The organism is Desulfocurvus vexinensis DSM 17965 (assembly GCF_000519125.1).
In the GTDB taxonomy this organism is placed as follows: domain Bacteria; phylum Desulfobacterota; class Desulfovibrionia; order Desulfovibrionales; family Desulfovibrionaceae; genus Desulfocurvus; species Desulfocurvus vexinensis.
Genome location: NZ_JAEX01000011.1, coordinates 30,027 through 51,185, shown reverse-complemented (window position 1 = coordinate 51,185; position 21,159 = coordinate 30,027). Strand labels below are relative to the sequence as shown.

The window sequence follows — 21,159 nt, the reverse complement described above, 5'->3', positions numbered from 1 at the left end:
CGCCCTCCTTGGCGGACCGTGCGCGCCCGTCGGCCAAGGGCGCCCCACCGCCCGGGGCAGGAATCCCCCTGGCCTCACGGCCCGGCGCCACCCGCCAGGAACACCGCCGACTTCGCATCCACTCCCCACCGCCCGCCGCCCGGCCTTGACCGCGCCCGGCGCAGGCTGTACCTCCCCGGGCATGCGCACCGCTCCCCGCCCCCGCATGGCCGTGCTCGGCCTGGACGGGCTGCCCCTGGCCCTGGCCCGGCGTCTGGCCGCCCGGGGCGCGGCCCCGAACCTGGCCCGGCTGCTGCCCGGCGCCCGCGCCCTGCGCGCCGAGCTGCCCGAGCTCTCCCCGGTGAACTGGACGAGCTTCTTCACCGCCGCCGGGCCCGAGGAGCACGGCGTCTTCGGCTTCACCCGCCTGGACCCCGCCACCTACGCCACGGCGCTCACCGACGCCACCTGCGTGGCCGCGCCGACCATCTTCCAGCGCCTGGGCGCCCGGGGGCTGACCAGCCGCGTGCTCAACCTGCCCGGCACCTACCCGGCCCGGCCCCTGAAGGGCATGCTCGTGGCCGGGTTCGTGGCTCCGGAGCTGCGCGGGGCGGTCTTTCCGCCCTTTTTGGCCGGGCCCCTGACGGCCATGGGCTACCGCCTGGAGGCCGACACCGCGCGCGGCGGCACGGACCACGACTTCCTGCTGGCCGACCTGGCCGCCACTCTGGACTCGCGCCGCGCGGCCCTGGCCCTGCTCTGGCCCGACCTGGCCTGGGACCTCTTCGTCTTCGTGCTCACGGAGACCGACCGGCTCTTCCATTTCCTCTACGACGCAGTGGACGACCCGGCCCACCCGCGCCACGGCGGGGCCATGGCCCTGCTGCGCCGCTGGGACGCCGCCCTGGGCGACCTGCTGGACCGCTTCGAGGCCCTGCCCGGGCCCCGGCGGCTGCTGGTGCTGGCCGACCACGGCTTCACGCGCCTGGAAACCGAGTTGGACCTGAACTCCTGGCTGGCGGAGCAGGGCCTGGCGCGCCTCACGGGCACCCAGGCCCACGAAAACGACGCCACGGCCCTGGCCTCGGACTCCCAGGCCCTGGCCCTGGACCCCGGGCGCATCTACCTGCACACCCGCGAACGCTTCGCCGCCGGGGGCGTGACCCCGGCCCAGGCCCCGGCCCTGGCCGCGCGCATCCGCGACGCCCTGCTGGGCCTGACCCACCGGGGCCGCCCGGTGATCCGCGCCGTGCACGACCGCGCGGCCCTCTACCCCGGGCCCATGGCCCACGCGGCGCCGGACCTGCTGGCCGAGGCGCACCCCGGCTTCAGCCTGACGGCCAAGTTCGACGCCCGGCCCGTGTTCGGCCACTACGGGCGCACCGGGGTGCACACGGCGGACGACGCTTTCTTTTACGACAGCGCCCCCGGCCCGGGCCCGGCGCCCGCCCGCCCGCGCGACGTGGGCAAACTGGTCCTGGACTTTTTCGGCGCCGCCTAGCAGACTTGGCCCCCGGCGGCACGCCAACCCCCAACCCCGCCGGGCGCGCCCCGCCGCCGCCATGCGCGCCCGCACCCCAAGATGATCGACTTCGCACGCGACCTGAATCCGGCCCAGCACGAGGCCGCCACCCACGGCGACGGCCCGGTGCTGGTCATCGCCGGGGCCGGCTCCGGCAAGACCCGCACCATCGTCTACCGCCTGGCCCACCTCGTCTCGCGCGGCACCCCGGCCGACGCCATCCTGCTGCTGACCTTCACGCGCAAGGCCGCCCAGCAGATGCAGCAGCGCGCGGCGCGCCTGCTCGGCGCCACGGGCCTGGCCGGACTCACGGGCGGCACTTTCCACGGCTTCGCCTACGCCATGCTGCGCCGCCACCCCGCCGCCCTGGGCCTGACCCAGGCCCCCACCATTCTGGACCAGGCCGACGCCGAAGGCGCCCTGCGCGACCTGCGCGACGAACTCGGCCTGGGCAAGGGCGACCGCTCCTACCCCAAGCGCAGCACCGTGCTCGGGCTGATCTCCAAGGCCCGCAACAAGGAGCGCAGCATCGCCGAGGTCATGCAGGACGAGGCCTACCACCTGCTGCGCTACGAGGACGATATCGGCCAGCTCGCCCGGGCCTACACGGGCTTCAAGCGCAAGCACGGGCTGGTGGACTACGACGACCTGCTCTTCCTGCTCGAAGAACTGCTGCGCGACCACGAGCCCGCGCGCGAGGCCGCCCGGCGCCGCTTCCGCCACGTCATGGTGGACGAATACCAGGACACCAACCTTGTGCAGGCCCGGCTGGTGCGCCTGCTCGCGGGCGAGGCGGGCAACGTCATGGCCGTGGGCGATGACGCCCAGTCCATCTACGCCTTTCGCGGCGCCAATGTGCAGAACATCCTGTCGTTCCAAACGATGTTCCCCGGGGCCCGGCTCATCCGCCTGGAGCGCAACTACCGCTCCACCCAGCCCATCCTGGACCTGACCAACGCCCTGCTGGAACAGGCCCAGCAGGGCATCCGCAAGCGGCTGTACACCGAGCGCACGGACGGCCCCAAGCCCCGGCTGGTGCGCACCCTGTCCGACCGCTCCCAGGCCCAGGCCGTGGTCGGGCGGGTCATGGAGCTGTCCGGGCGCTACCCCCTGGCGGACATCGCCGTGCTCTTCCGCGCCGGGTACCAGTCCTTCCCCGTGGAGGTGGCCCTGAACCGCCTGGGCATCAAATACCGCAAGTACGGCGGCATCCGCTTCTCCGAGGCCGCGCACATCCGCGACGCCCTGGCCTTCTTGCGCCTGGCCCAGAACCCGGCGGACCTGCCCGCCTTCAAGCACGTGCTGGAACATGTGCGCGGCGTGGGGCCCAAGTCGTGCGCCAAGCTCTACGCCGCCCTGCTGGGCGGCGATGCCAAGGCCGTGGCCAAGGCCTGCGCCAAGAACAAGGAACTGGAAGAGACCCTGCGCTTCCTGGACGGGCTGCGGGCCAGCCCGGGCGCCCCGGCGGCGCTGCTGGCCCGCGTGCTGGACTTCTTCCAGCCCGTGATGGAGAAGACCTACGCCGACGACTGGCCCCGGCGCCAGGCCGGGCTGGAGCAGCTCGGGCGCATCGCCTCGGGCTACGCGGACCTGGACGCCTTCCTGGCCGACCTGTGCCTGGAGACCCCCGACGAGGGCGCGGACGACGACGGCCAGGCCCTGACCCTGTCCACCGTGCACTCGGCCAAGGGCCTGGAATGGTCGGCGGTATGCATCATCGACCTGGTGCAGGACCGCTTCCCCTCGCGCCACGCCCTGACCCGCGCCGAAGACCTGGAAGAGGAGCGCCGCCTGCTCTACGTGGCCTGCACCCGCGCCCGCGAGGAGCTGGCCCTGTTCGTGCCCTCGGCCATCTACAGCCAGCAGAGCGGCGGCAGCGAACCGGCCCTGGACAGCCCCTTCATCAGCGCCCTGCCCCCCGGCGTCACCGAGCCCTGGCGCGAATCCTACACCGGCGGGCTGGCCCGCACCGACGGCGGGGACATGACCTACACCCCCGCCGCGCCCGCCGCGTCCCGGGGACCGCGCGCCACGGGCCCCGGCGCCGGGGCCGACACCATCCCCCCCGAGGACGGCGGCGACCAGCGCCCGGCGCCCCGGCCCGCGGCAGCCGCCCCGGCAGCCGCCCCGGCGGGCAGCCCGGCCCTGACGCCCACCCGCCTGGGCTACTGCCGCCACAAGATCTTCGGGCGCGGCAAGGTGGTGGCCGCCGTGTCCGAGGGCAAGGTACGGGTCAACTTCCCGGGCTTCGGGCTCAAGGTCATCCTGGCCGACTATCTGGAATTCGAGTAGCCGCGCGGCGGGCGCCCCGGCGCTGCGCAGGCGTGCCCGGCGGCAGGGCCCCTGGCTGCCAAGCGATGCATTGTCCGCCGCGCCCGGAAAAGGGGCTGCCCCCGCTGGCGGGGCAGCCCCTTTTTCCCGGCGCGCAAGCCCGGGCCCGGCCCTGCGCACGGCGACAGGAGCGGCCCGGCCCCGACGGGCAGGCGCAATGACTGTGGGCACGCCCTACCCGCGCACGGCGCGGGCGAAGAGGCGGCAGTCGAGGTCGTGGTGGGCGATGTGCCCCAGTTCGGCGTCGGCGCTCCAGGCGCTGTGGAAGGTCCGCCGGTCCGCCGACCACAGCCGGGCCCGGGCGGGGTCGAAGCAGGGCTCCAGGCAGTGGTCCTGCCCCCGGGCCACGGGCCGCAGCAGGGTCGTGAGTTCCGGCACCGTGGGCAGGCGCCAGTCCGCGTGGCCGCCCAGGGCCGCGCGGTTCAGGGCCGCCACGTGCTCCAGGGCCTGGGCGTAGTCCACGGCGTAGGGCGTGCCGTCGCGCTCCCAGAGCAGTCCCGACCGCTCTTCGGCCACGGTGCCGTCGCCCCGCTCGCAAAAGGCCGTGGGCGGATAGGCGCGGGGCCGCCACAGGGCGTCCAGCCCGAAGGCTTCGGGGCCCGTGCGCGGGCCGGTCTTCACGGGCGCGGCGCGCAGCGGGCCGGGCGCGGGGGCCGCAGCCGGGGCCACGGGCCCGGGCGCCAGGGCGCAGGCCCGGGCGGTGCGCTCGTTCCAGGCCGCCAGCAGTGCGGCCAGGGCCGCAGCCATGGCGCGGGCCGAGGCGAAGCGCCGGGCCGGGTCCGGCGCGCAGGCCCGGGCCAGGAAGGCGTCCCAGTCCGCGTCCAGGTCGGGGCACAGCGCCGAGGGCCGGGGCGCGCCGGGCAGGGGCAGCCGCCCGGTGAGCAGGTGGGCCAGGGTCACGCCCACGGCGTAGAGGTCGCTGCGCGCGTCGGCGGCCTCGGGGTCGGCCTCCTGCTCCGGGGCGGCGTAGAACGGCGAGCCGACCTTCTCCGAGGGGTGCAGGGCCATGCGCTCGCCGCGCAGCCGCGACAGGCCAAGATCAATGAGCCGCACCCGGGGGCCGTCCAGCAGCAGGTTGAAGGGCTTCACGTCGCGGTGGACGATGCCCGCGTAGTGCAGCCGGGCCAAGCCCGCCAGGGTCTGCAGGGCCACGTCCGCCGCGCGGGCCAGGGGCAGGGCCCGCGAGGGGGCCTCGGCCCGGTAGGTCTCGCCGATGAGCCCGCCCACGGTGGTGCAGCCGTAGTCCATGACGAAATAGGGCCGCCCGAGGTGGTCGCGGCCCAGGTCCCACACCGGGGCGATATTGTCGTGGTGCAGGGCGGCCATGGTCCTGGCCTCGGCCAGGAAGCGGCGCTCAAGCTCCGCCGCCCCGGCCACGGCCAGCAGCTCCGGGGCGGGCGCCAGGAGCTTCAGGGCCGCCACGCGGCCCAGGCCCAGGTGGCGCACCTTGTACACCGCGCCCATGCCGCCGCGCCCCAGCAGCCCCAGCACCGCGTAGCCGCCGATGACGCGCATGGTCAGTGCCCCGTGCCCAGGCGCCGGGCGTAGGTGTCCGGCACGCCCAGGGCCAGGATGCGCTCGGCCACGGGCCGGGCGTCGTAGGCCACACAGCGCACCTCGCAGACGTGGTTCGCGGGGTCGTAGACCGCGTATTTGGCCGTGGTGTCGAAGTCGTCGCGCGGCTGGCCCACGCTGCCCACGCTCAGCAGATGGCGGCTGCCGCGCTCCAGGGCCAGGGCCCCGGGGGGCAGCACGCCGCGCGAAAGGCGCGCGCCGTCCCAGTGCGCCTGGGCCAGGTCGTGGGTGTGGCCCACGAAGCACAGCGGCTCGGCCATATGGGCCAGGGTCTGCTCCAGGCGCGCGTCGCTCACGGCGTGCAGGTACAGGTGCAGGTTGTCGGGCGGGTAGCCGTGCACGCAGCGCGCCCCGGCCACCACCAGGGACGTGGGCAGGGTGCGCAGCCAGGCGCGGGTGTCCGCCCCGATGAGCGTCTCAGTAATCTCCACGGCCCGGCGCGCCTGGGGGTTGAACCAGCGCTTGTGCGCCTCGCGCAGCATGGCGTGCTCGTGGTTGCCCAGCACCGAGGGGATGCCCCGCTCGCGCACCAGCGCCACGCAGGCCTCGGGGTCCGGCCCGTAGCCGATGACGTCGCCCAGGCTCACCGCCTGCGTGACGCCCAGGGCGTCCATGTCGGCCAGCACGGCCCGCAGGGCGTCCAGGTTGGCGTGGATGTCCGAGAGCACGGCCAGGCGCACGGTCAGGCCCCGTCCCGCCTGGCGCGGGCGGCGGCCACGAAGCGCGGCGCCCACCAGGGCGCGGCCAGGGCGTGGATGTGCGCGTATCCGGCGAAGGTGTTGGCGCGCACCAGCCCGTCGTGCCCGCCGTGCATGCCGTGGCCCCGGCGCATGGCCAGGGCGAAGGGCAGATTGTCCGGCACCGGGGCCGCGCAGCGCGAGTAGTGGAATTCGTGCCCGGGCAGCAGCGCGCCCAGGGGGTGGAAGGGGTTCTCGCGCACCACCTCGGCGCGCACGTAGCCCAGGCCGCTGGGCCGCGGGCAGACCTCGGTGTCCACGTCGAAGACCCCGGCCATGGGCCAGCTGCGACCCTCCCAGGTCAGGCTGCGGGCCAGGTACATGAAGCCCCCGCATTCGGCGTAGACGGGCAGCCCGCCCAGGGCCAGGGCGCGCACGCGTTCGCGCACGGCCACGTTGGCGGCCAGGGGCCCGGCCATGGTTTCGGGGAACCCGCCGCCCAGGTAGAGGCCGTGGATTTCCGGCCAGGGCGCAGGGTCCAGCAGGGACAGCTCGACCAGCGCGGCCCCGGCCCGGCGCAGGGCCTCCAGGTTCTCCTCGTAGTAGAACCACAGGGCCGCGTCGCGCACATAGCCGATGGTCACCCCGGCGGAGGCGGCGGGCTCGGGCCACAGGGGCTTTTGCGGCGCGCTCAGGGCCGGGGCCGCGCGCGCCAGGTCCAGGATGCGCGCCAGGTCCACGTTGTCGGCCAGCACGCGGGCCAGCCCGTCCAGGATTTCCTCCTGGCCGCCGTGCTCGCGGTTGGAGATGAGCCCCATGTGCCGCTCGGGGATGGGGTCGGGGTCCAGCTTGGGCAGGGTGCCCAGCACGGGGATGCCCGTGTGGTGCTCGATGCTCTCGCGCAGGATCTCGCGGTGGCGGTGGCCCGCCGTGCGGTTGAGGATCACCCCGCCCAGGCGCAGCCCGGGCTCGAAGCCCGCCACGCCCTGGAGCACGGCGGCGGCGGTGCGGGTCATCTTGGTGCAGTCCATGACCAGCACCACCGGGGCGTCCAGGGTCCGGGCCAGGGCGGCGGTGGAGCAGGAGCCCTCGCGGTCCAGCCCGTCGAACAGGCCCCGGTTGCCCTCGACCACGGCCACGTCCTGCCCCCGGGCGCGGTCCAGGAACAGGGCGCGCAGGGTTTCCGGGTCCAGGAAGAAGGGGTCGAGGTTGGTGGCCGGGCGCCCGGCGGCCAGCCCGAGCCAGACGGCGTCGATGTAGTCGGGGCCCTTCTTGAAGGGCGCGACCGCGTGGTCGGCCCGGGCCAGGGCCCGGCACAGGCCCAGGGTGCAGATGGTCTTCCCCGCGCCGCCGGACAGCCCGGCGAGGATGAAGCGGGGCGGGCTCGTGGTCGCCATGGGCGCACTCCCAAAAAAAACCGATTCCTCGGGCAAGTCAGGGGGCTGCCCGTCGGAATCGGCCTTTCGTCGATCCGTGAAAATCCTTGCGCTCCGCACAGTGCGGGGCGTGCGGGCTCGCGGGCGGCTGCGCGCGGGGCGCCGCCGCGAAAGCGATGCCTAGTCCTCGCCCTCGGAGTGCGCCTGCTTGCCGGCGCCCTTGAGGCCGTACATGGTGGTGCTGCCCGAGGACCAGAACTCCAGAATCTCTTCCTGCACCAGCTGGGTCAGGACCTTCTTCACGTCACGGGCCTTCTCGTCGGGGAAGACCTTGAGGAAGTCGTTGAAGTAGAACTTGGTTTTGCTCTTGGAGCTGCAGAAGTCGATGACCTGCTGCTTCGCGGTCGACATGTCAATGGTCATGATCCACCCCTTGAGTTGATTGGGGCGCGGGTTGCCCCGCGCCCCAGGTTGATACGCTCAAACTACCACTTGAAGTTCGTGGTCTGGCGCCAGGTGTAGTACGCCGGATCACGGAAGTCGTCGATCAGGTGCTCGGTGAACTCCAGGCCGCACTTCTCGAAGAAGCGCTCCCAGCCGATGCGCTCGGCCCAGGCACCCAGGCGCTCGTACTTGCGGGCGTCCTTGGCGTAGGCATCCACGATCTGGCGGATGATCTTGGACAGGGACGGCCAGCGGGGCGGCTCGTTGGGAATGAAGGCCACGACGACCTTGGAGAACTTGGGGTTGCTGATGCGGTTGGAGATCTTGCCACCAGCCATGATGACCAGACCGTCGCCTTCCTTGTCGGACAGCGGCAGCGAGGGGCACATGGTGTAGCAGTTGCCGCAGAACATGCAACGCTCGTTCTTGATCGCCACGGTGTTCACGGTCTTGCCGTTGAACTCGGTCTTGGTCGGACGGATGGCGCCCGTGGGGCAGGCGGCCACGGCCAGCGGGATCTCGCACAGGTTGTCGAGGTACTCGTGGTCGATCAGCGGCGGCTTGCGGTGGTAGCCCAGGATGGCGATGTCGGAGCAGTGCACGGCGCCGCACATGTTCAGGCAGCAGGCCATGGAGATGCGCAGCGGGGCGGGCATGTTGTGGGCGCCGAACTCCGCGAACACCTCGTCCATGACAACCTTGACGGTGCCGGAGGCGTCGGTGGCGGGGGTGTGGCAGTGGACCCAGCCCTGGGTGTGCACGATGTTGGTGATGCCGGCGCCGGTGCCGCCGACGGGGAACTTGTGCGAGCCAGCCGCGAACTTGCGCGAGTTCAGCTCGGCCTTGAGCTTCAGGGCCTCGGCCTTGGTCTCGACCATGAACTCGATGTTGTTGCGGGTGGTGAAGCGCAGCTTGCCGCCACTGAACTTGTCGGCGATGTCGCAGATCTCGCGGACGTGGGTGACGGACATCAGGCGGGCGCCACCGCAGCGCACGGTGTAGACTTCCTCGCCGCTCTCGGCCTTGTGCATCAGGACGCCAGGCTCGATGATCTCGTGGTACAGCCATTTGCCCTTGTTGCGGGCAATGACCGGCGGATAGAATTCGTCGTACTTGCGCGGGCCGATATCGGAGATACGGCCTTCCATGGGTTTTTCAGGATTGTATCCAGCAGAAATGAATGCCATTGTATTCGACCCCCTATCTCTGGTGTCTCTTGCGGAACTCGTTGATGTCGCGCTCCCAACCACCGGTGACATCCTCTTCCTTCCAGAAGATGTAGGGGTTGGTACGAGGCTCCTGGACGTGGCGCGGGTCGGCCTTGATGCCGGTGACTTCCAGCATCTTCTGGAAGCTCATGCGGCGAATGGTCTCACCGATGCGCTCGCGGTTCTTGCCTTCCTCCATCCACCAATCCCACAGGTTCTCGACCACTTCCTTGACCTCGTCGTAGGGCTCCTCGACGGGGACGAAGGGCACCAGCAGGGAGCCCATCTGCGCGCCGTCCAGGATCGGGGCCTTGGCGCCGACGAAGATGGACGCGCCGCGCTCGTCACCGATGTGCAGGGCGCGGGGCATGGTGTTGATGCAGTGCATGCAGCGGTAGCATTCCTTGTTGTCGATCGAGAGCTTGGAGCCGTCCCAGCTCATGCACCCGGTGGGGCACAGGGCCACGACTTCCTTCTCGATGTCGAACTTGCCCCAGTCGCGGCCGGAGTGGGCGCCCGCGTTGGGGGCGAACTCGCCCTTCACGTAGCCCTTCACGGCGTCCTGGTCGATCTTGATGTCGTCCTTCCAGGTGCCGATGACCGAGAAGTCGGAACGGGCGATGGAGGCCACGCAGCCGTTGGGGCAGGCGTCGAACTTGAACTTGAACTTGTAGGGGAACGCGGGACGGTGCAGCTCGTCCTGGTACTCCAGGGTCATGTTGTAGTTCAGGTCCTGCGCGTCGTAGCAGGCGAACTCGCAGCGCGACTGGCCCAGGCAGCAGGACGGGGTGCGCAGGTTGGAGCCGGAACCGCCCAGGTCGGTGTTCAGGTCGTGGGTCAGGGTCCAGAAGATCTCCTCAAGCTGCTGGGTGGACGTGCCCAGCCACACGAGGTCGCCGGTGGCGCCGTGCATGTTGGTCAGGCCGGAGCCGCGGAAGTCCCACAGGTCCATCAGGGCGCGCAGGTACTCGGTGGAGTAGTACATGCCAGCGGGCTGGGCCACGCGCACGGTGTGGAAGTGGGCCACGCCCGGGAACTTCTGGGGCTGGTCGCAGTAGCGACCGATGACGCCGCCGCCGTAGCCGAACACGCCCACGATGCCGCCGTGCTTCCAGTGGGTTTCGCCATCCTCGTAGGACATCTCCAGAAGGCCCAGAAGGTCGTCGCAGACGTCAACGGGGATCTGGTACTCGATGCCAGCCGGATTGGCGTGCCGATGCTCGGCCTCCTGTTTGATGTCGGACACGAAGCTAGGCCAGGGCCCAGACTCTAATTGGTCCAACAACGGAGTCTTGTGTTTTGCCATTCTCTTACCTCCATTGTTCTAGAATGATGTTTCTGCCTCATGAAAAACACGGCACCTCGCGGCCCTTTCGGCTCCGCAGAGGCGACGGATTGCCCCACTGTCTGCCCGCGCTCCGCCCGGCATCCCCCCGCCGACCGGGCGCTCGTCGTGAACAAATTCACAACGGAGGAACTACTGGACGCTAGGCTGGAAGCCCGGTTTTTGTCAACTCAAAATGCCCGGACGCATTGGCGAAATAGCACACTCGACACGGGCGGTACAGTCCCGCGAACGACTCTCAGTCTCACGGCCCCGGGAGCCGGGCGCTTGCAGATGGTTGCCGAGTGATTCCGGCACGTTCCGGCGCTCCCTGCGCCGCAGGGAGCCCGCCGGGGTCCGCCCCGGAAAGTTCTTTCAACCTACACCTCCGGGCCGCCAAGGCAAGCACTATTTTCGGCTGGCGCAGCCGCCTGAGGGAACGGCGCCGCGCCCCTCGCCACGGCGCCCCGGCACGGCGGCGCGCAACAAAAAAGGGCCGGGCCCGAAGGCCCGGCCCCCTTGCCAGGAGCCACGCGGCGTCAGTTGTACAGCTCCTTTTCGAGCCACCCTCTGATCTCGCCGTTGATGGGGTAGACGCCCTTGTTGCCGCCGACCTCCTGCTCGAAGCGGCGGCGGATGTCCGCCGGGGGCCGCAGGCAGGCCAGGTCCTCGGCACCCTCCATGGTCCTGCGCACCAGGCAGACCGTGGGGCCGTCCTCCCAGTTGTAGACCACGAAATAGTTGGACACGTCGTTCCTGCTCTTGACGCGATTCTCGTAGCTGCCTCCATAGCCGCTGTTGCCCCATTCGAGATACAGCGCCACGGCGTCGGCGGGCTCCATGTCCCAGTCGATGTGCAGGTTCCTGAATTGATTGAGCTGGCTCATGTCGTCCTCCCTTGCGCGGGGCGCCTGCCTCGGCGCGCCCGGTCCGTCTGCCCCGGAGCTCCCCCCGGGCCGCGCCCGGGGGGATTTGTCCCGTGTGGATACCTGTCAAACCTCGGAGGTGTCTCGCAGGCCGCGTCTGCCGTAGCGGCATGCGATCCTGTCTTAATAATAACTATTACCAATTTGAGGTCAAGGCTTTTTCTCGGGGCCAGAGGATTTTCCCGGCTGTGGAGGGTAGAACCCCGCGCGGCCCCAGGAATCATGCTTCCGGATGCGCGCAGGCGCGTATGGCGCGGCTTGACGGCGCGGGAAAACCTCGCCGCCCCGGGCTCCCAAGTGCGCGCAGGCGCGTATGGTGCGCGCAGGCCCGCGTGTGGCCGCGCGGAGCACCGGGGCGGTTTGTCGTCTTCGCATGTGTGGCGGTGGGGGCGCGTGTAGCCGCGCGAAGCGCAGGGCCGCGATCGCTTCGCACGTGTCCGGGGAGTCGGCGCAGGCCCGCGCGGCCGCGCTGGCCCGGCGGGCGCCAGGAGCCACGCGGCCCGGATGCCTTCAGGTCCCGCGGCTCGCGGGGCCCTGGCGGGTGCGGGAAACACCGCCCAGCTGGCCGCAGGCCACGGCGTGGAAGCGGGCCGGGCGCCGCCCCGCCGCACCCGGCGCGGCCTCAGCGGTCCTCGTCCAGCAGACGGCGGGCGATGGCCTCGTCGTAGAGGCCCATGGGGTTGCGGTCCTTGTTGCGCAGGGCGTACATGCGCGCGGCGGTGCGCACCACGTCCAGGGGAATCCACTCGTGGCGCTCCCAGACCTCGGGCAGGTCCTTGTTCCACATCCGGAACTCGACGACGCCCTCCTCGCTGCGGCGCACATACATGCGCACGTCGTGGGTCTGCATGCTCGGATAGTAGTACAGGCCTCGTTCGTCCTTCACGCTCGCTCCTTGTGCCCCTGCTGCACGGCCTGCAGGGCTTCGCGGGCCAGGGCGCCCAGGGTGGTCCGCTCCAGGGTGCCGCCGCGGTAGATGTCCACCGGGTCCCCGGCGCGGGCCAGGGCTTCCAGGGCCGCCCGGGCCCCGGCCACGCGCCCCAGGCCCAGGGCCCGGGCCACGAGCCCGCGCGCCTGGGCGCCCTGCTCCTGCCCCAGGGCGCGCAGCAGGTCGGGCGCCACGTGGGCCAGCAGCTCCGGGCGCGCCTCGCCCAGCCGCCCCAGGGCCCAGTAGACCCCCAGGCGCAGCGGCGGGTGCTCCAGGAAGTTGTCGTCGCCGATGGCGCACTCGGGGCATTGCACGTAGGAGGCCAGGTTCTTGTGGTATTCCCGGGCCAGCAGCGCGCTGCGGGCCATGGCCTCGCCCATGGCCTCGGCGACACCCCAGCCGATGTTGCCCGACTCCTCGTTCATGTGCCACAGGAAGCGGCGCATGACCACGCGGGCGGCCTCGGGGGTTTCCTCAGCCATACGCGCCACCGTGGCGCCCAGGGCCGTGGCGGCCCGCCAGCGCACCAGCTCCCCGGGGGCCAGCAGCAGGGAGAACAGCGGGCCCACCAGCTCCGGGGCGGGCAGCTGCGCCAGCCGGGCCAGGATCTCCTCCTGGTCCGCCCCAGCCAGCAGGCTCCGCAGTTGCGCCTTCATGCCCCGAAAGCGCGCCATGGCGTCCTCCCGCCCCTAGCCCACCTGCTCCAGCAGAGCCTGGGGCACCTCGTAGCCGGTCTCCTGGGCCTTGGCCAGACAGCGCGCGGCCTCGGCCTTGTCGCCCTTCTCCAGCCAGTACAGGCCCATGTTGTTCCAGGCCGGGCCGAAGTCCGGGGCCAGCTCCAGGGCGCGGTCCAGGTGCGGCTTGGCCTCGTCGGGCTCCCCGGACATGAGGTAGGCGCTGCCCATGGTGGCCAGGGCCTGCACGTAGTCGGGGTCGCGGTTGAGCGCCTTCTTGAGGCTGGCCACGGCGCGGTCGGGGTCGCCCTTTTGCAGGTAGCAGAAGCCCATGTTGGCGAAGGGCACGGCGAACTGGGGCCGGGCGCCCGAGGCGCTGCGGTTGTTGTTCAGGCAGCCGTCGATGTCGCCGCGCTGCAGGCAGATGCCGCCGAGCTGCACGTAGGCCTCGGCCATGCGCGGGGAGTTGTCCAGCGCTTCGCGGAAGCTCTCCTCGGCCTCGTGCCACATGCGCTTGGCCAGGTAGGCCACGCCCAGGTTGTAGTGGTGGCTGGCGCATTTGGGGTTGCCCGCCAGCTGGTGCTGCATCTGCATGATGTATTCGTCAAGGGTCTTGGCGTCGGTGCCCATGAGGCGCTCCTCGTGCTTGCGGGGCGGGGCCCCGGGTTCCAATGGCTACCGCTCCCAGGTCATCTCGCGGCCCTGGGCGCGCAGCATGTCGTTGTACCAGACGATGAAATCGTACATGCCCCGGAAGCGCTCGTCCTTGTTGACGATGCCCATGGCCAGCTCGTGGGCGCCCCGGCTGTAGTGGGCCCCGACCTTGGCGGTCATGGCCCGGGAGCGCAGGAAGGTGCGCACCAAGTCCTGGATGGTCTGCCCGCTTGCGTCGGTGCGGATGTCCATGGGGTCGAAGGGCTCGGGGAAGGGGTCCCAGTTCTCGTAGCCCACCTTGTCGATGAACTTGCGCCGCCGGGGGGAGATCCGCTCGTACATGACGCGCTTGGTCTCCTCCTGCTCGGGGGTCAGCGGGGGACGGGGGGGCTTGGGTCCGGTTGGCTTCATGGCTTGCCTCCGCCCAGCTCCCAGGTCAGGGAGCCGCAGGTCGAACAGGCGTCGGAGCCCTTGCCCTGGTCGCAGCTGGCGCAGGCGTCCTGCCCGGCCGGGGCGGCGGCAAAGGCCTTTTCGGCCATGGCCCCGGGGGCCGGGCGCGGGGGCCGGGCGTCCTCGGCCAGGGCCATGCGCAGGCGCTCGGCCTTTTCCCATTCCTCGTCGCTCATCAGGCCGAGGTACTCGGCGTCGTAGCGGTTCATGAGCGCCATGGACACAGGCACCAGGGTCTCGCCCAGGCGCGCGTAGCGCGTGCGCAGGCTGGCCGTCAGATCATGGGACAGGCGCAACAGCCGGTCCTGCAACTGCTCGATCTTCACGGTGGGGTACTGCACGCCGGGGGTGAAGCCGCATTTGGCGCAGGTGTGGGCCTTGCCGCGGATGGCCGTGGGGATGCCGTAGAGGCGGCAGGTCAGGGGCCGGTGCTCATAGAGCGCGCAGCGGTCATCGGCGTCCAGCAGGGGGCAGCGCACCCGCGCCTTGGCGATGAATTCGAGGATCTCGGTGGTCCGGGCGCCGTCGCGCGACATGCGGAAGGCATCGCGCTTGATGCGGCAGGCCTTGCGGTCGGCCTCGTCGGCCAGGTCGAGCAGGTCGCTGCGGCGCTGGCCGCTGTAGTGCGCGTTGAATTTGGCGTTGAGGTACATGGCCTCGACCAGGGTCAGGTCGAACAGGGCATGGCAGCAGTCGCTGCACCCGGGGGCGCAGGCAATGCACTGGCCGTGCTCGGCGCCGACCCGCTCCACCACCTGGTCGATCTCCCTGGCCAGGGCTTCGTAGCGTTCGAAGAAGGGGCCGAAGTCGGGGGTCATGGGTCACTCCGTATTGGGTCGCCTGGCTCGCGGGCGCAGGGGGCCGCCGCCCCTGACGGGGGCGGAACCCCAAGGTAAGTCCGCCGCGCGCGATGTCGAGGCCCGGCCACGAATTTTCACCCCGGCCGGGGCCGGGGCCGGGCGTCAGACGCGCCGAAGGGAGCGGCGCCAGGCCGCGCCGCTCCCTTCGGTCCTGGGAACTATCGCATCAGCGGAAAGGCCGGGACTACTCTTCCTCGACGGTGATGGCGTCCTGCTCGCAGACTTCCACGCAGGACTCGCAGCCCAGGCACTCTTCCTCGTTGACCGGAACGGCCTTGCCGTCCTGCAGCTCGTACACTTCCACCGGGCAGACGTCCACGCACTCGCCGTCGCCCACACACTTGTCAGCGTCAACAGTCACTTTGTAACCCATTTGGAACCTCCAGTGAATTTGTATTGCCCTCCGCCCGGACCCCGTCCCGGCGAATGTGCCCTGTATACGGCGGGCCTCCGGGCGCGCGTCTGCGCGTGAGGCTGTCCCGCCATCAGGAAATCCGAGATAGCCCCTGGCCATGCAGGTGTCAAGACCGGGGGTGCAATCCGGGGCGCTGCGGGCGCCCGGGCCCCCCGGCGCCCTAGACGTTGAGTCGCGCGTAGTAGGCCCGGCCCGCGCGCCCGACCACGAGGATCAGGCTGTTCTGCATGCGGTAGCGCACGAAGGCCGCGGCGAAATCGCCAGCCTCGGCCAGCCGCGCCCCGCCGATGCGCAGCACGACATCGCCCGGGGCCAGCCCCAGGGTCGCCGCCGGGCTGCCGGGGCGCACGGCCTGCACCGTGAGCCCCGCCCCCTGGGCCGGGCCCGCGCGCAGGCCCCAGCGCCGCCAGGCCAGATCCTCGGCCAGGCCCGCCGGAAAGGCGTCGGCCCGGGCCGGGATGCGCAGCGCGCGCCCCTCGCGCAGCACCGTGAGCGTCACGCTCTCGCCGCGCGTATGGTTGCGCAGCAGTTGCAGGTAGTGGTCCTTGTCCTGGACCTCGTACCCGCCCAGGCGCAGCACCACGTCGCCGGGCGCGATCCCGGCCTCGGCCCCCGGGGAGCCGGGCTGCACGTCGGTGACGAGCATGCCCCGCGCGGCGGGCAGGCCGAAGTAGCTGGCCGTGGCCTGGTCCACGTCCTGGCCCCACAGCCCGAGCCAGACCTGGCTCACGAAACCGTGGTCCAGCAGCTCGGCCACCACGCGCCGGGCCTTGTCGATGGGGATGGCGAAGCCGATGCCCTCGGCGCCCTGGTGGATGGCCGTGTTCAGGCCGATGAGTTCGCCGTGCAGGTTGAGCAGCGGCCCGCCGGAGTTGCCGGGGTTGATGGCCGCGTCGGTCTGCAGAAAGTCGGTGAAGGTGCCCTGCTCGGTGCGCACGGTGCGGCCCATGGCCGAGAGCACGCCGGTGGTCACCGTGTGCGAGAAGCCGAAGGGGTTGCCGATGGCGATGAGCGTCTCGCCCATGAGCAGGTCCGCCGAGCTGCCCATGGGCACCTGGGGCAGCTCGCGGGCCTCGGCCAGGCGCAGCACGGCCAGGTCGAAGTCCGCGTCGGCGCCCACCAGCTCGGCCTGGAACTGGCGCCCGTCCAGCAGGCGCGCGGTGATCTCCGTGGCCCCGGCGATGACGTGGGCGTTGGTCAGCACCAGGCCCCGCTGCCCGTCGATGATGACCCCCGAGCCCAGGCTGGTGCGCGTCACGCGGCGCGTGCCCTGGGGGCCGAAGAAGTCGCGCAGCAGCGGCGACATCATGTTCTGGTCGAAGAAGCGGCCCAGGGGGTTGACCTCGCGCTCCTCCACCCGGGCCGAGGTGATGTTGACCACCGCCGGGGCCACGGCCTGCACGGCGCGCACCACCGGGGTGCGCCGCAGGTCGTCGCCCCCGGCCCCGGGCAGCTGCCCGGTGTGGTCGGCCCGCGCCGGGGCCAGGGCGGCCAGCACGAGCAGCGCGGCGCCCAAAAGGGTTGCAGCGCGGCCCACGGCTAGCGCCTCCCGGCCATGGCCAGCAGGCGGCTGATGCGCTCCTGCACGGGCGGGTGGGTGCTGAACAGGCTGGCCACGCCCCCCGCCGAGAAGGGGTTGATGATGAACATGTGCGCCGTGGCCTCGTTGCCCGCGCGCATGGGCACCTGCTGGGCGTAGCCCGAGATCTTGGCCAGGGCGCTGGCCAGCTGCTCGGGGGCGCCGCTGTAGCGCGCGCCCGCCTCGTCGGCCAGGTATTCGCGCGAGCGCGAGATGGCCATCTGGATGAGCATGGCCGCCACGGGGGCCACGAAGGCCAGGGCCAGGGCCGCCACGGGGTTGCCGCCCTCGCCGTCGCCGCTGCGCCCGCCGAAGCCGAACAGCGTGGCCCATTTGATCATGCTGGCCACGTACATGATGACCCCGGCCAGCACCCCGGCGATGCTCTGGACGAGGATGTCGCGGTTGGCCACATGCCCGATCTCGTGGGCCAGCACCCCGCGCAGTTCCTCGGGGGAGAGCAGGCGCATGATGCCCTCGGTGACGGCCACCACGGCGTGCTGCGGGTCGCGCCCGGTGGCGAAGGCGTTGGGCGCCTCCTGGGGGATGAGCGCCACCCGGGGCATGGGGATGCCCGCGTTGCGCGACAGCTCCTCGACAATGGCGAACAGGCCCGGGGCGTCGGCGCGCGAGAGCACCCGCGCACGGTACATGGACAGCACCATGCGGTCGGAGAACCAGTAGCTGCCGACGTTCATGGCCATGGCCAGGACGAAGGCCACCATGAGGCCCCCGCGCCCGCCCATGGCGCCGCCGATGAGCATGAGCAGGCCCGTGAGCAGGGCCAGCAGCAAAACGGTCTTGATCTGGCTGGTCATATCGCCAAGGCTCCTTGTGTGCGGAAAAAAGGATTGCGGGCCGGGCCTGCGGCCTCAGCCCTCGATGTCGATGCGCAGGCTGCCCGGCGCGGCACTGCGCCGGGGCACGGTGACGGTGAGCAGCCCGGCCTCGAACACGGCGGACACGGCCCCGGGGTCCACATCGCGGGGCAGCAGGAAGCGGCGGCCAAAGGCGCCATGGGCGCGCTCCATGACGTGATAGACCCCGCCCTCGGCGTCCCGCTCCTGGCGGGCCGTGCCGAAGACGACCAGCTCCCGCCCGGCGACCTCCAGCCCGATGTCCTCGCGCCGGACCCCGGGCAGTTCCACCTCGACGACGTAGGCCGCGGCGGTCTCCACCACGTCGGCCAGGGGCTCGCGCACCCCGCCGGGGCCGCCCGGGACAACGCCGCCCGGGCCGCGCCGGGAGCCGCCCCCCGCCCCGCCCAGAACGTCCCAGGGGTTCCAGTCGTACTTGGCCATGGCCCGCCCTCCTGTGGCGGCGCGGGGCTGCCCCGCGCCGGTTCTCGCCGTCCAGGCCAAGGTATTCATTCGCCGCCCCCTGTCAATATTTACCGCGCCGCCGGGGCCGGGCGGCCTTGCCAAGCCCGCCCGCGCGGAGTATGCCTCGGCCTCCGTCCGCAGCCACCGCCACACCCCAGCCACCGGAGTAGGTCAATGCACCCCAGCCTCGCCCGGGCCATCGCCGCCATAGCGCCCCTGGACCCCGCCCTGGAACCCGCCGCACGGGCCCACCTGGACAACCTGACCAAGCCCCGGGGCAGCCTGGGCCTGCTGGAAGACCTGGCCGTGCGCCTGGTGCAGATTGCCGGGGGCGCCGCCCCGGGGGTGGACCCCGCGCGCATCTACACCGTCGCCGGGGATCACGGCGTGGTGGCCGAGGGCGTGAGCCTGTTTCCCCAGGAGGTCACCCGCCAGATGGTGGCCAATTTCCTGGCCGGGGGCGCGGGCATCAACGTCCTGGCTGACACCGCCGGAGTGCAGGTGGTGGTGGTGGACGCGGGCAGCGTGGGCGGGCCGTACCCCGAGCACCCGGGGCTGGTGCAGTGCAAGGTGGCCGAGGGCACGGCCAGCCTGGCCCAGGGCCCGGCCATGACCCGCGAGCAATGCGAGCGCGCCCTGATGAACGGCATCGCCCTGGCCGAGGCCGCCGCCGCCGACGGCTGCCGCGCCGTGGGCACCGGCGACATGGGCATCGGCAACACCACGCCCTCCACAGCGCTGTACTGCGCGCTCTTCGGCCTGGACCCCGAGGCCATGACCGGGCCGGGCACCGGTCTGCACGCCGACGGCGTGCGCGCCAAATGCGCGGTCATCCGCCGGGGGCTTGAGGTCAACGCCCGGGCCGTGGCCTCGGGCGACCCACTGGAGATCCTGGCCGCCCTGGGCGGGCTGGAGATCGCCACCCTGGCCGGGCTGTGCCTGGGCGCGGCCAAATGCCGCCTGGCCCTGGCCGTGGACGGCTTCATCTCCACGGCGGCCTTCGCCGTGGCCTGGAAGCTGTGTCCGGCGGTGCGCGACTACGCCTTCTTTGCCCACGCCAGCGCCGAGCCCGGCCACGCCCGGGCCATGGCCGCCATGGACGCCCGGCCCCTGCTCGACCTGGGCCTGCGCCTGGGCGAGGGCACGGGCGCGGCCCTGGCCCTGTTCCTGCTGCGGGCTGCGGCCAACGTCTACACCCGCATGGCCACCTTCGACCGCGCCGGGGTCAGCGCCGGGGCATAGGCCCGCCAGGGCGCGCCACTCGGGCCGCGCCGGGCGCGGGGGGCTTGACCCCCGCCCCCGGGTGGGCTATGGTCCCGCCACGACATCGCGCGTGGGAACGCCAAACCGCCTCACCGGAGCCAGACCAGGGCCCGGCGAGAGTGGTTCTTTTTGTTTTCAAATTCCAGCTTCACGCTCCATCATCAGACAGACGAGGGTACACGAGATGAGCACGATTCCCATTTCCACCGAAGGCTACGAAAAGCTCAAGAAGGAGCTGGCGCGCCTCAAAAGCGAGCGTCCGGCGGTCATCGAGGCCATCGCCCTGGCCCGCGAGGAGGGCGACCTGCGCGAGAACGCGGGCTACGACGCCGCGCGCGAGCGCCAGGGCATGCTCGAAGCCCAGATCAGCTACATCGAATCGCGCATGTCCAAGTTCAACGTCATCGACCTGGCCACCCTGGGCGGCGACCGCGTGACCTTCGGCGCCACAGTGGAGATCGAAGACATGGACACCGGCGATGTGAAGAAATACACCCTGCTCGGCCCCGACGAGGCCGACCACGCCAGCGGGACCATCTCGGTGCAGTCCCCCGTGGGCAAGGCCCTGCTGGGCAAGCGCGAGGGCGACGAGATCACCGTGGACGCCCCGCGCGGCAAGATCGAGTACGAGATCCTGTCCGTGGCCTTCCAGTCCGCCAACTGATCGGATTCCGCCAGCGACGCGAAGGCGCCGCCTCCCGGAAGTCCGGGGGGCGGCGCCTTCGTTTGTGCGGCGGCTGGCCAGCCCGGCAAGCCCTGGCGGCCCGGCCAGGGACGCGCCAATCCGGTCACGCCGGGGCCGCCCCGGCACGCCAGGGCCAGCCCTGGTGACTGCCGGGAAACGCCTTTTCCAGGCCGTTCAGGCGGTGCGGTGTCGGCACAAAAAAATCCAATCCCGGCGCGGAGCAAGACAGCCGCGCGGGGTTGGATTTTTTTGCGCAACGCAGCCGACCGCCCCTCCGGGGCGATCGGCTAGGCGGCTCCGGCGGCCTTGCGGCTGTTGGCGGCCACCACGCGGTAGAGGCGGTTGTCCATGCCCACGCGGGCCTCGATGAGCGTGAGGGCCGTGTGGTACTGGGCCAGGGCCTCGACCATGCGCCCGGCGCTGTGCAGCACGATGCCCAGGCAGTTGCGGGTCTTGGCGTCGATGACCGCGCCCGCGCGCGCGTCGCTCCCCAGGGCCAGGGCTTCGCGCAGCAGGCGCTCGGCCTCGCCGTGGGCGCCGTTGTCCAGGGCCTGCATCCCGGCGCGGCTCAGGTCGCGGATGCGCCCCAGCAGCTTGCAGCGGCAGCCGCCCGCGCATTCGGCGTGGCCCTTCTGGCCGCGCGGGGCGTGGGCCCCCGCATAGCGCCCCGGGCTCGCGCCGTCCACGGCGGCCACCCGGGCCGAGGCCCGTTTTCCGCCACAGCCGCAGCCCGCGTGCCCGGTCCGCCGCCCCGCCGTCTGTCCATCCTGCCGCATGCTGCCCATATCGCGCCTCCTGGTGCTGCTGTTCATGAAAGGAACGGCCCTGCCGTCCCGCAATCCTGATACTGAATTTCATTCTCATTGACAAGCCCCCGGGGCGATCTATTTTTTAGCCGGGAGCGGAAGCCCGGAGCGCGGGCTGGCACCTGGAACAGGCGCAAGGGGCCGGGGCGCTGCCGCTGCCG

General features: G+C 71.7%; 21 protein-coding genes. 4 read left to right on the top strand and 17 right to left on the bottom strand.

Translation table 11 applies throughout. The features are described 5' to 3' along the window. Positions 1-181 precede the first annotated feature (181 nt). The gene (locus G495_RS0109255) at positions 182-1,480 is read left to right on the top strand and encodes an alkaline phosphatase family protein (RefSeq protein WP_028587583.1); all 1,299 of its coding nucleotides are present in this window, start codon (positions 182-184) and stop codon (positions 1,478-1,480) included. Positions 1,481-1,561: 81 nt separating this feature from the next. Continuing rightward, a complete protein-coding gene (locus G495_RS0109250) occupies positions 1,562-3,793 on the top strand; it encodes an ATP-dependent helicase (protein WP_028587582.1) in 2,232 nt (743 codons plus the stop codon). Positions 3,794-4,006: 213 nt separating this feature from the next. Here G495_RS0109250 and G495_RS0109245 read toward each other — a convergent pair whose 3' ends face one another. From G495_RS0109245 to G495_RS0109170, 16 genes are all read right to left on the bottom strand, one after another. Beyond that, positions 4,007-5,347 carry a protein kinase domain-containing protein gene (locus tag G495_RS0109245; protein WP_028587581.1) on the bottom strand — a complete coding sequence of 447 codons (1,341 nt, stop codon included), beginning with the start codon at positions 5,345-5,347 and terminating at the stop codon, positions 4,007-4,009. 2 nt (positions 5,348-5,349) lie between these two features. Then, positions 5,350-6,141: a metallophosphoesterase family protein gene (locus tag G495_RS0109240; protein ID WP_051445232.1), complete on the bottom strand. Its 792-nt coding sequence runs from the start codon at positions 6,139-6,141 to the stop codon at positions 5,350-5,352. Then, positions 6,090-7,481 carry a cobyrinic acid a,c-diamide synthase CobB gene (locus G495_RS0109235; RefSeq protein WP_028587579.1) on the bottom strand — a complete coding sequence of 464 codons (1,392 nt, stop codon included), beginning with the start codon at positions 7,479-7,481 and terminating at the stop codon, positions 6,090-6,092. The genes G495_RS0109240 and G495_RS0109235 overlap by 52 nt, the downstream gene beginning before the upstream one ends. Before the next feature lie 159 nt (positions 7,482-7,640). After that, the gene (locus G495_RS0109230) at positions 7,641-7,871 is read right to left on the bottom strand and encodes a dissimilatory sulfite reductase D family protein (RefSeq protein WP_028587578.1); all 231 of its coding nucleotides are present in this window, start codon (positions 7,869-7,871) and stop codon (positions 7,641-7,643) included. A gap of 74 nt (positions 7,872-7,945) precedes the next feature. Continuing rightward, positions 7,946-9,091, bottom strand: a complete 1,146-nt coding sequence (gene dsrB / locus G495_RS0109225; RefSeq protein ID WP_028587577.1) for a dissimilatory-type sulfite reductase subunit beta — start codon at positions 9,089-9,091, stop codon at positions 7,946-7,948. A 13-nt stretch (positions 9,092-9,104) separates the two neighbouring features. After that, a complete protein-coding gene (dsrA, locus tag G495_RS0109220; RefSeq protein ID WP_028587576.1) occupies positions 9,105-10,418 on the bottom strand; it encodes a dissimilatory-type sulfite reductase subunit alpha in 1,314 nt (437 codons plus the stop codon). A 557-nt stretch (positions 10,419-10,975) separates the two neighbouring features. Then, a complete protein-coding gene (locus tag G495_RS0109215; protein ID WP_028587575.1) occupies positions 10,976-11,323 on the bottom strand; it encodes a DVU0772 family protein in 348 nt (115 codons plus the stop codon). Between the two features lie 661 nt (positions 11,324-11,984). Then, a complete protein-coding gene (locus G495_RS0109210) occupies positions 11,985-12,248 on the bottom strand; it encodes a hypothetical protein (protein WP_028587574.1) in 264 nt (87 codons plus the stop codon). Next, positions 12,245-12,964, bottom strand: coding sequence for a DVU0298 family protein (locus G495_RS18470; protein WP_035251586.1), 720 nt, complete (start codon positions 12,962-12,964; stop codon positions 12,245-12,247). Before G495_RS18470 ends, G495_RS0109210 begins: the two co-directional genes overlap by 4 nt. A gap of 15 nt (positions 12,965-12,979) precedes the next feature. Continuing rightward, positions 12,980-13,594 (bottom strand): tetratricopeptide repeat protein, encoded by a 615-nt coding sequence (locus tag G495_RS0109200; RefSeq protein ID WP_028587573.1) that lies wholly within the window; start codon positions 13,592-13,594, stop codon positions 12,980-12,982. 45 nt (positions 13,595-13,639) lie between these two features. Beyond that, complete coding sequence (locus tag G495_RS0109195; protein ID WP_051445231.1) at positions 13,640-14,029, bottom strand: hypothetical protein; 390 nt, start codon at positions 14,027-14,029, stop codon at positions 13,640-13,642. Next, the gene (locus tag G495_RS0109190; protein ID WP_028587571.1) at positions 14,026-14,886 is read right to left on the bottom strand and encodes a YkgJ family cysteine cluster protein; all 861 of its coding nucleotides are present in this window, start codon (positions 14,884-14,886) and stop codon (positions 14,026-14,028) included. Before G495_RS0109190 ends, G495_RS0109195 begins: the two co-directional genes overlap by 4 nt. A 226-nt stretch (positions 14,887-15,112) precedes the next feature. Next, complete coding sequence (locus tag G495_RS0109185) at positions 15,113-15,301, bottom strand: ferredoxin (protein ID WP_028587570.1); 189 nt, start codon at positions 15,299-15,301, stop codon at positions 15,113-15,115. 202 nt (positions 15,302-15,503) lie between these two features. After that, on the bottom strand, positions 15,504-16,880 hold the full coding sequence (locus G495_RS0109180; protein ID WP_028587569.1) for a trypsin-like peptidase domain-containing protein: 1,377 nt from the start codon (positions 16,878-16,880) through the stop codon (positions 15,504-15,506). 2 nt (positions 16,881-16,882) lie between these two features. Further along, a complete protein-coding gene (gene htpX, locus G495_RS0109175) occupies positions 16,883-17,740 on the bottom strand; it encodes a zinc metalloprotease HtpX (RefSeq protein WP_028587568.1) in 858 nt (285 codons plus the stop codon). 54 nt (positions 17,741-17,794) lie between these two features. Beyond that, positions 17,795-18,223 (bottom strand): Hsp20/alpha crystallin family protein, encoded by a 429-nt coding sequence (locus tag G495_RS0109170; protein WP_028587567.1) that lies wholly within the window; start codon positions 18,221-18,223, stop codon positions 17,795-17,797. 195 nt (positions 18,224-18,418) lie between these two features. Here G495_RS0109170 and cobT point away from each other — a divergent pair, with 195 nt between their 5' ends. Both cobT and greA read left to right on the top strand, forming a co-directional pair. Further along, complete coding sequence (cobT, locus tag G495_RS0109165; protein WP_028587566.1) at positions 18,419-19,486, top strand: nicotinate-nucleotide--dimethylbenzimidazole phosphoribosyltransferase; 1,068 nt, start codon at positions 18,419-18,421, stop codon at positions 19,484-19,486. Positions 19,487-19,691: 205 nt separating this feature from the next. Continuing rightward, positions 19,692-20,171 carry a transcription elongation factor GreA gene (gene greA, locus G495_RS0109160; RefSeq protein WP_028587565.1) on the top strand — a complete coding sequence of 160 codons (480 nt, stop codon included), beginning with the start codon at positions 19,692-19,694 and terminating at the stop codon, positions 20,169-20,171. Positions 20,172-20,479: 308 nt separating this feature from the next. Here the strand turns inward: greA and G495_RS0109155 are convergent, their stop codons facing one another. Next, positions 20,480-20,977, bottom strand: coding sequence for a hypothetical protein (locus G495_RS0109155; RefSeq protein ID WP_028587564.1), 498 nt, complete (start codon positions 20,975-20,977; stop codon positions 20,480-20,482). Positions 20,978-21,159: the final 182 nt, after the last annotated feature.

What these genes read in the sequence shown, in the direction of transcription:
- G495_RS0109255 (WP_028587583.1), top strand. Translation starts at nt 182, where the DNA reads ATGCGCACCGCTCCCCGCCCCCGCATGGCCGTGCTCGGCCTGGACGGG.
- G495_RS0109250 (WP_028587582.1), top strand. Translation starts at nt 1,562, where the DNA reads ATGATCGACTTCGCACGCGACCTGAATCCGGCCCAGCACGAGGCCGCC.
- G495_RS0109245 (WP_028587581.1), bottom strand. Translation starts at nt 5,347, where the DNA reads ATGCGCGTCATCGGCGGCTACGCGGTGCTGGGGCTGCTGGGGCGCGGC.
- G495_RS0109235 (WP_028587579.1), bottom strand. Translation starts at nt 7,481, where the DNA reads ATGGCGACCACGAGCCCGCCCCGCTTCATCCTCGCCGGGCTGTCCGGC.
- G495_RS0109230 (WP_028587578.1), bottom strand. Translation starts at nt 7,871, where the DNA reads ATGTCGACCGCGAAGCAGCAGGTCATCGACTTCTGCAGCTCCAAGAGC.
- dsrB (WP_028587577.1), bottom strand. Translation starts at nt 9,091, where the DNA reads ATGGCATTCATTTCTGCTGGATACAATCCTGAAAAACCCATGGAAGGC.
- dsrA (WP_028587576.1), bottom strand. Translation starts at nt 10,418, where the DNA reads ATGGCAAAACACAAGACTCCGTTGTTGGACCAATTAGAGTCTGGGCCC.
- G495_RS0109215 (WP_028587575.1), bottom strand. Translation starts at nt 11,323, where the DNA reads ATGAGCCAGCTCAATCAATTCAGGAACCTGCACATCGACTGGGACATG.
- G495_RS18470 (WP_035251586.1), bottom strand. Translation starts at nt 12,964, where the DNA reads ATGGCGCGCTTTCGGGGCATGAAGGCGCAACTGCGGAGCCTGCTGGCT.
- G495_RS0109200 (WP_028587573.1), bottom strand. Translation starts at nt 13,594, where the DNA reads ATGGGCACCGACGCCAAGACCCTTGACGAATACATCATGCAGATGCAG.
- G495_RS0109195 (WP_051445231.1), bottom strand. Translation starts at nt 14,029, where the DNA reads ATGAAGCCAACCGGACCCAAGCCCCCCCGTCCCCCGCTGACCCCCGAG.
- G495_RS0109190 (WP_028587571.1), bottom strand. Translation starts at nt 14,886, where the DNA reads ATGACCCCCGACTTCGGCCCCTTCTTCGAACGCTACGAAGCCCTGGCC.
- G495_RS0109185 (WP_028587570.1), bottom strand. Translation starts at nt 15,301, where the DNA reads ATGGGTTACAAAGTGACTGTTGACGCTGACAAGTGTGTGGGCGACGGC.
- htpX (WP_028587568.1), bottom strand. Translation starts at nt 17,740, where the DNA reads ATGACCAGCCAGATCAAGACCGTTTTGCTGCTGGCCCTGCTCACGGGC.
- G495_RS0109170 (WP_028587567.1), bottom strand. Translation starts at nt 18,223, where the DNA reads ATGGCCAAGTACGACTGGAACCCCTGGGACGTTCTGGGCGGGGCGGGG.
- cobT (WP_028587566.1), top strand. Translation starts at nt 18,419, where the DNA reads ATGCACCCCAGCCTCGCCCGGGCCATCGCCGCCATAGCGCCCCTGGAC.
- greA (WP_028587565.1), top strand. Translation starts at nt 19,692, where the DNA reads ATGAGCACGATTCCCATTTCCACCGAAGGCTACGAAAAGCTCAAGAAG.
- G495_RS0109155 (WP_028587564.1), bottom strand. Translation starts at nt 20,977, where the DNA reads ATGGGCAGCATGCGGCAGGATGGACAGACGGCGGGGCGGCGGACCGGG.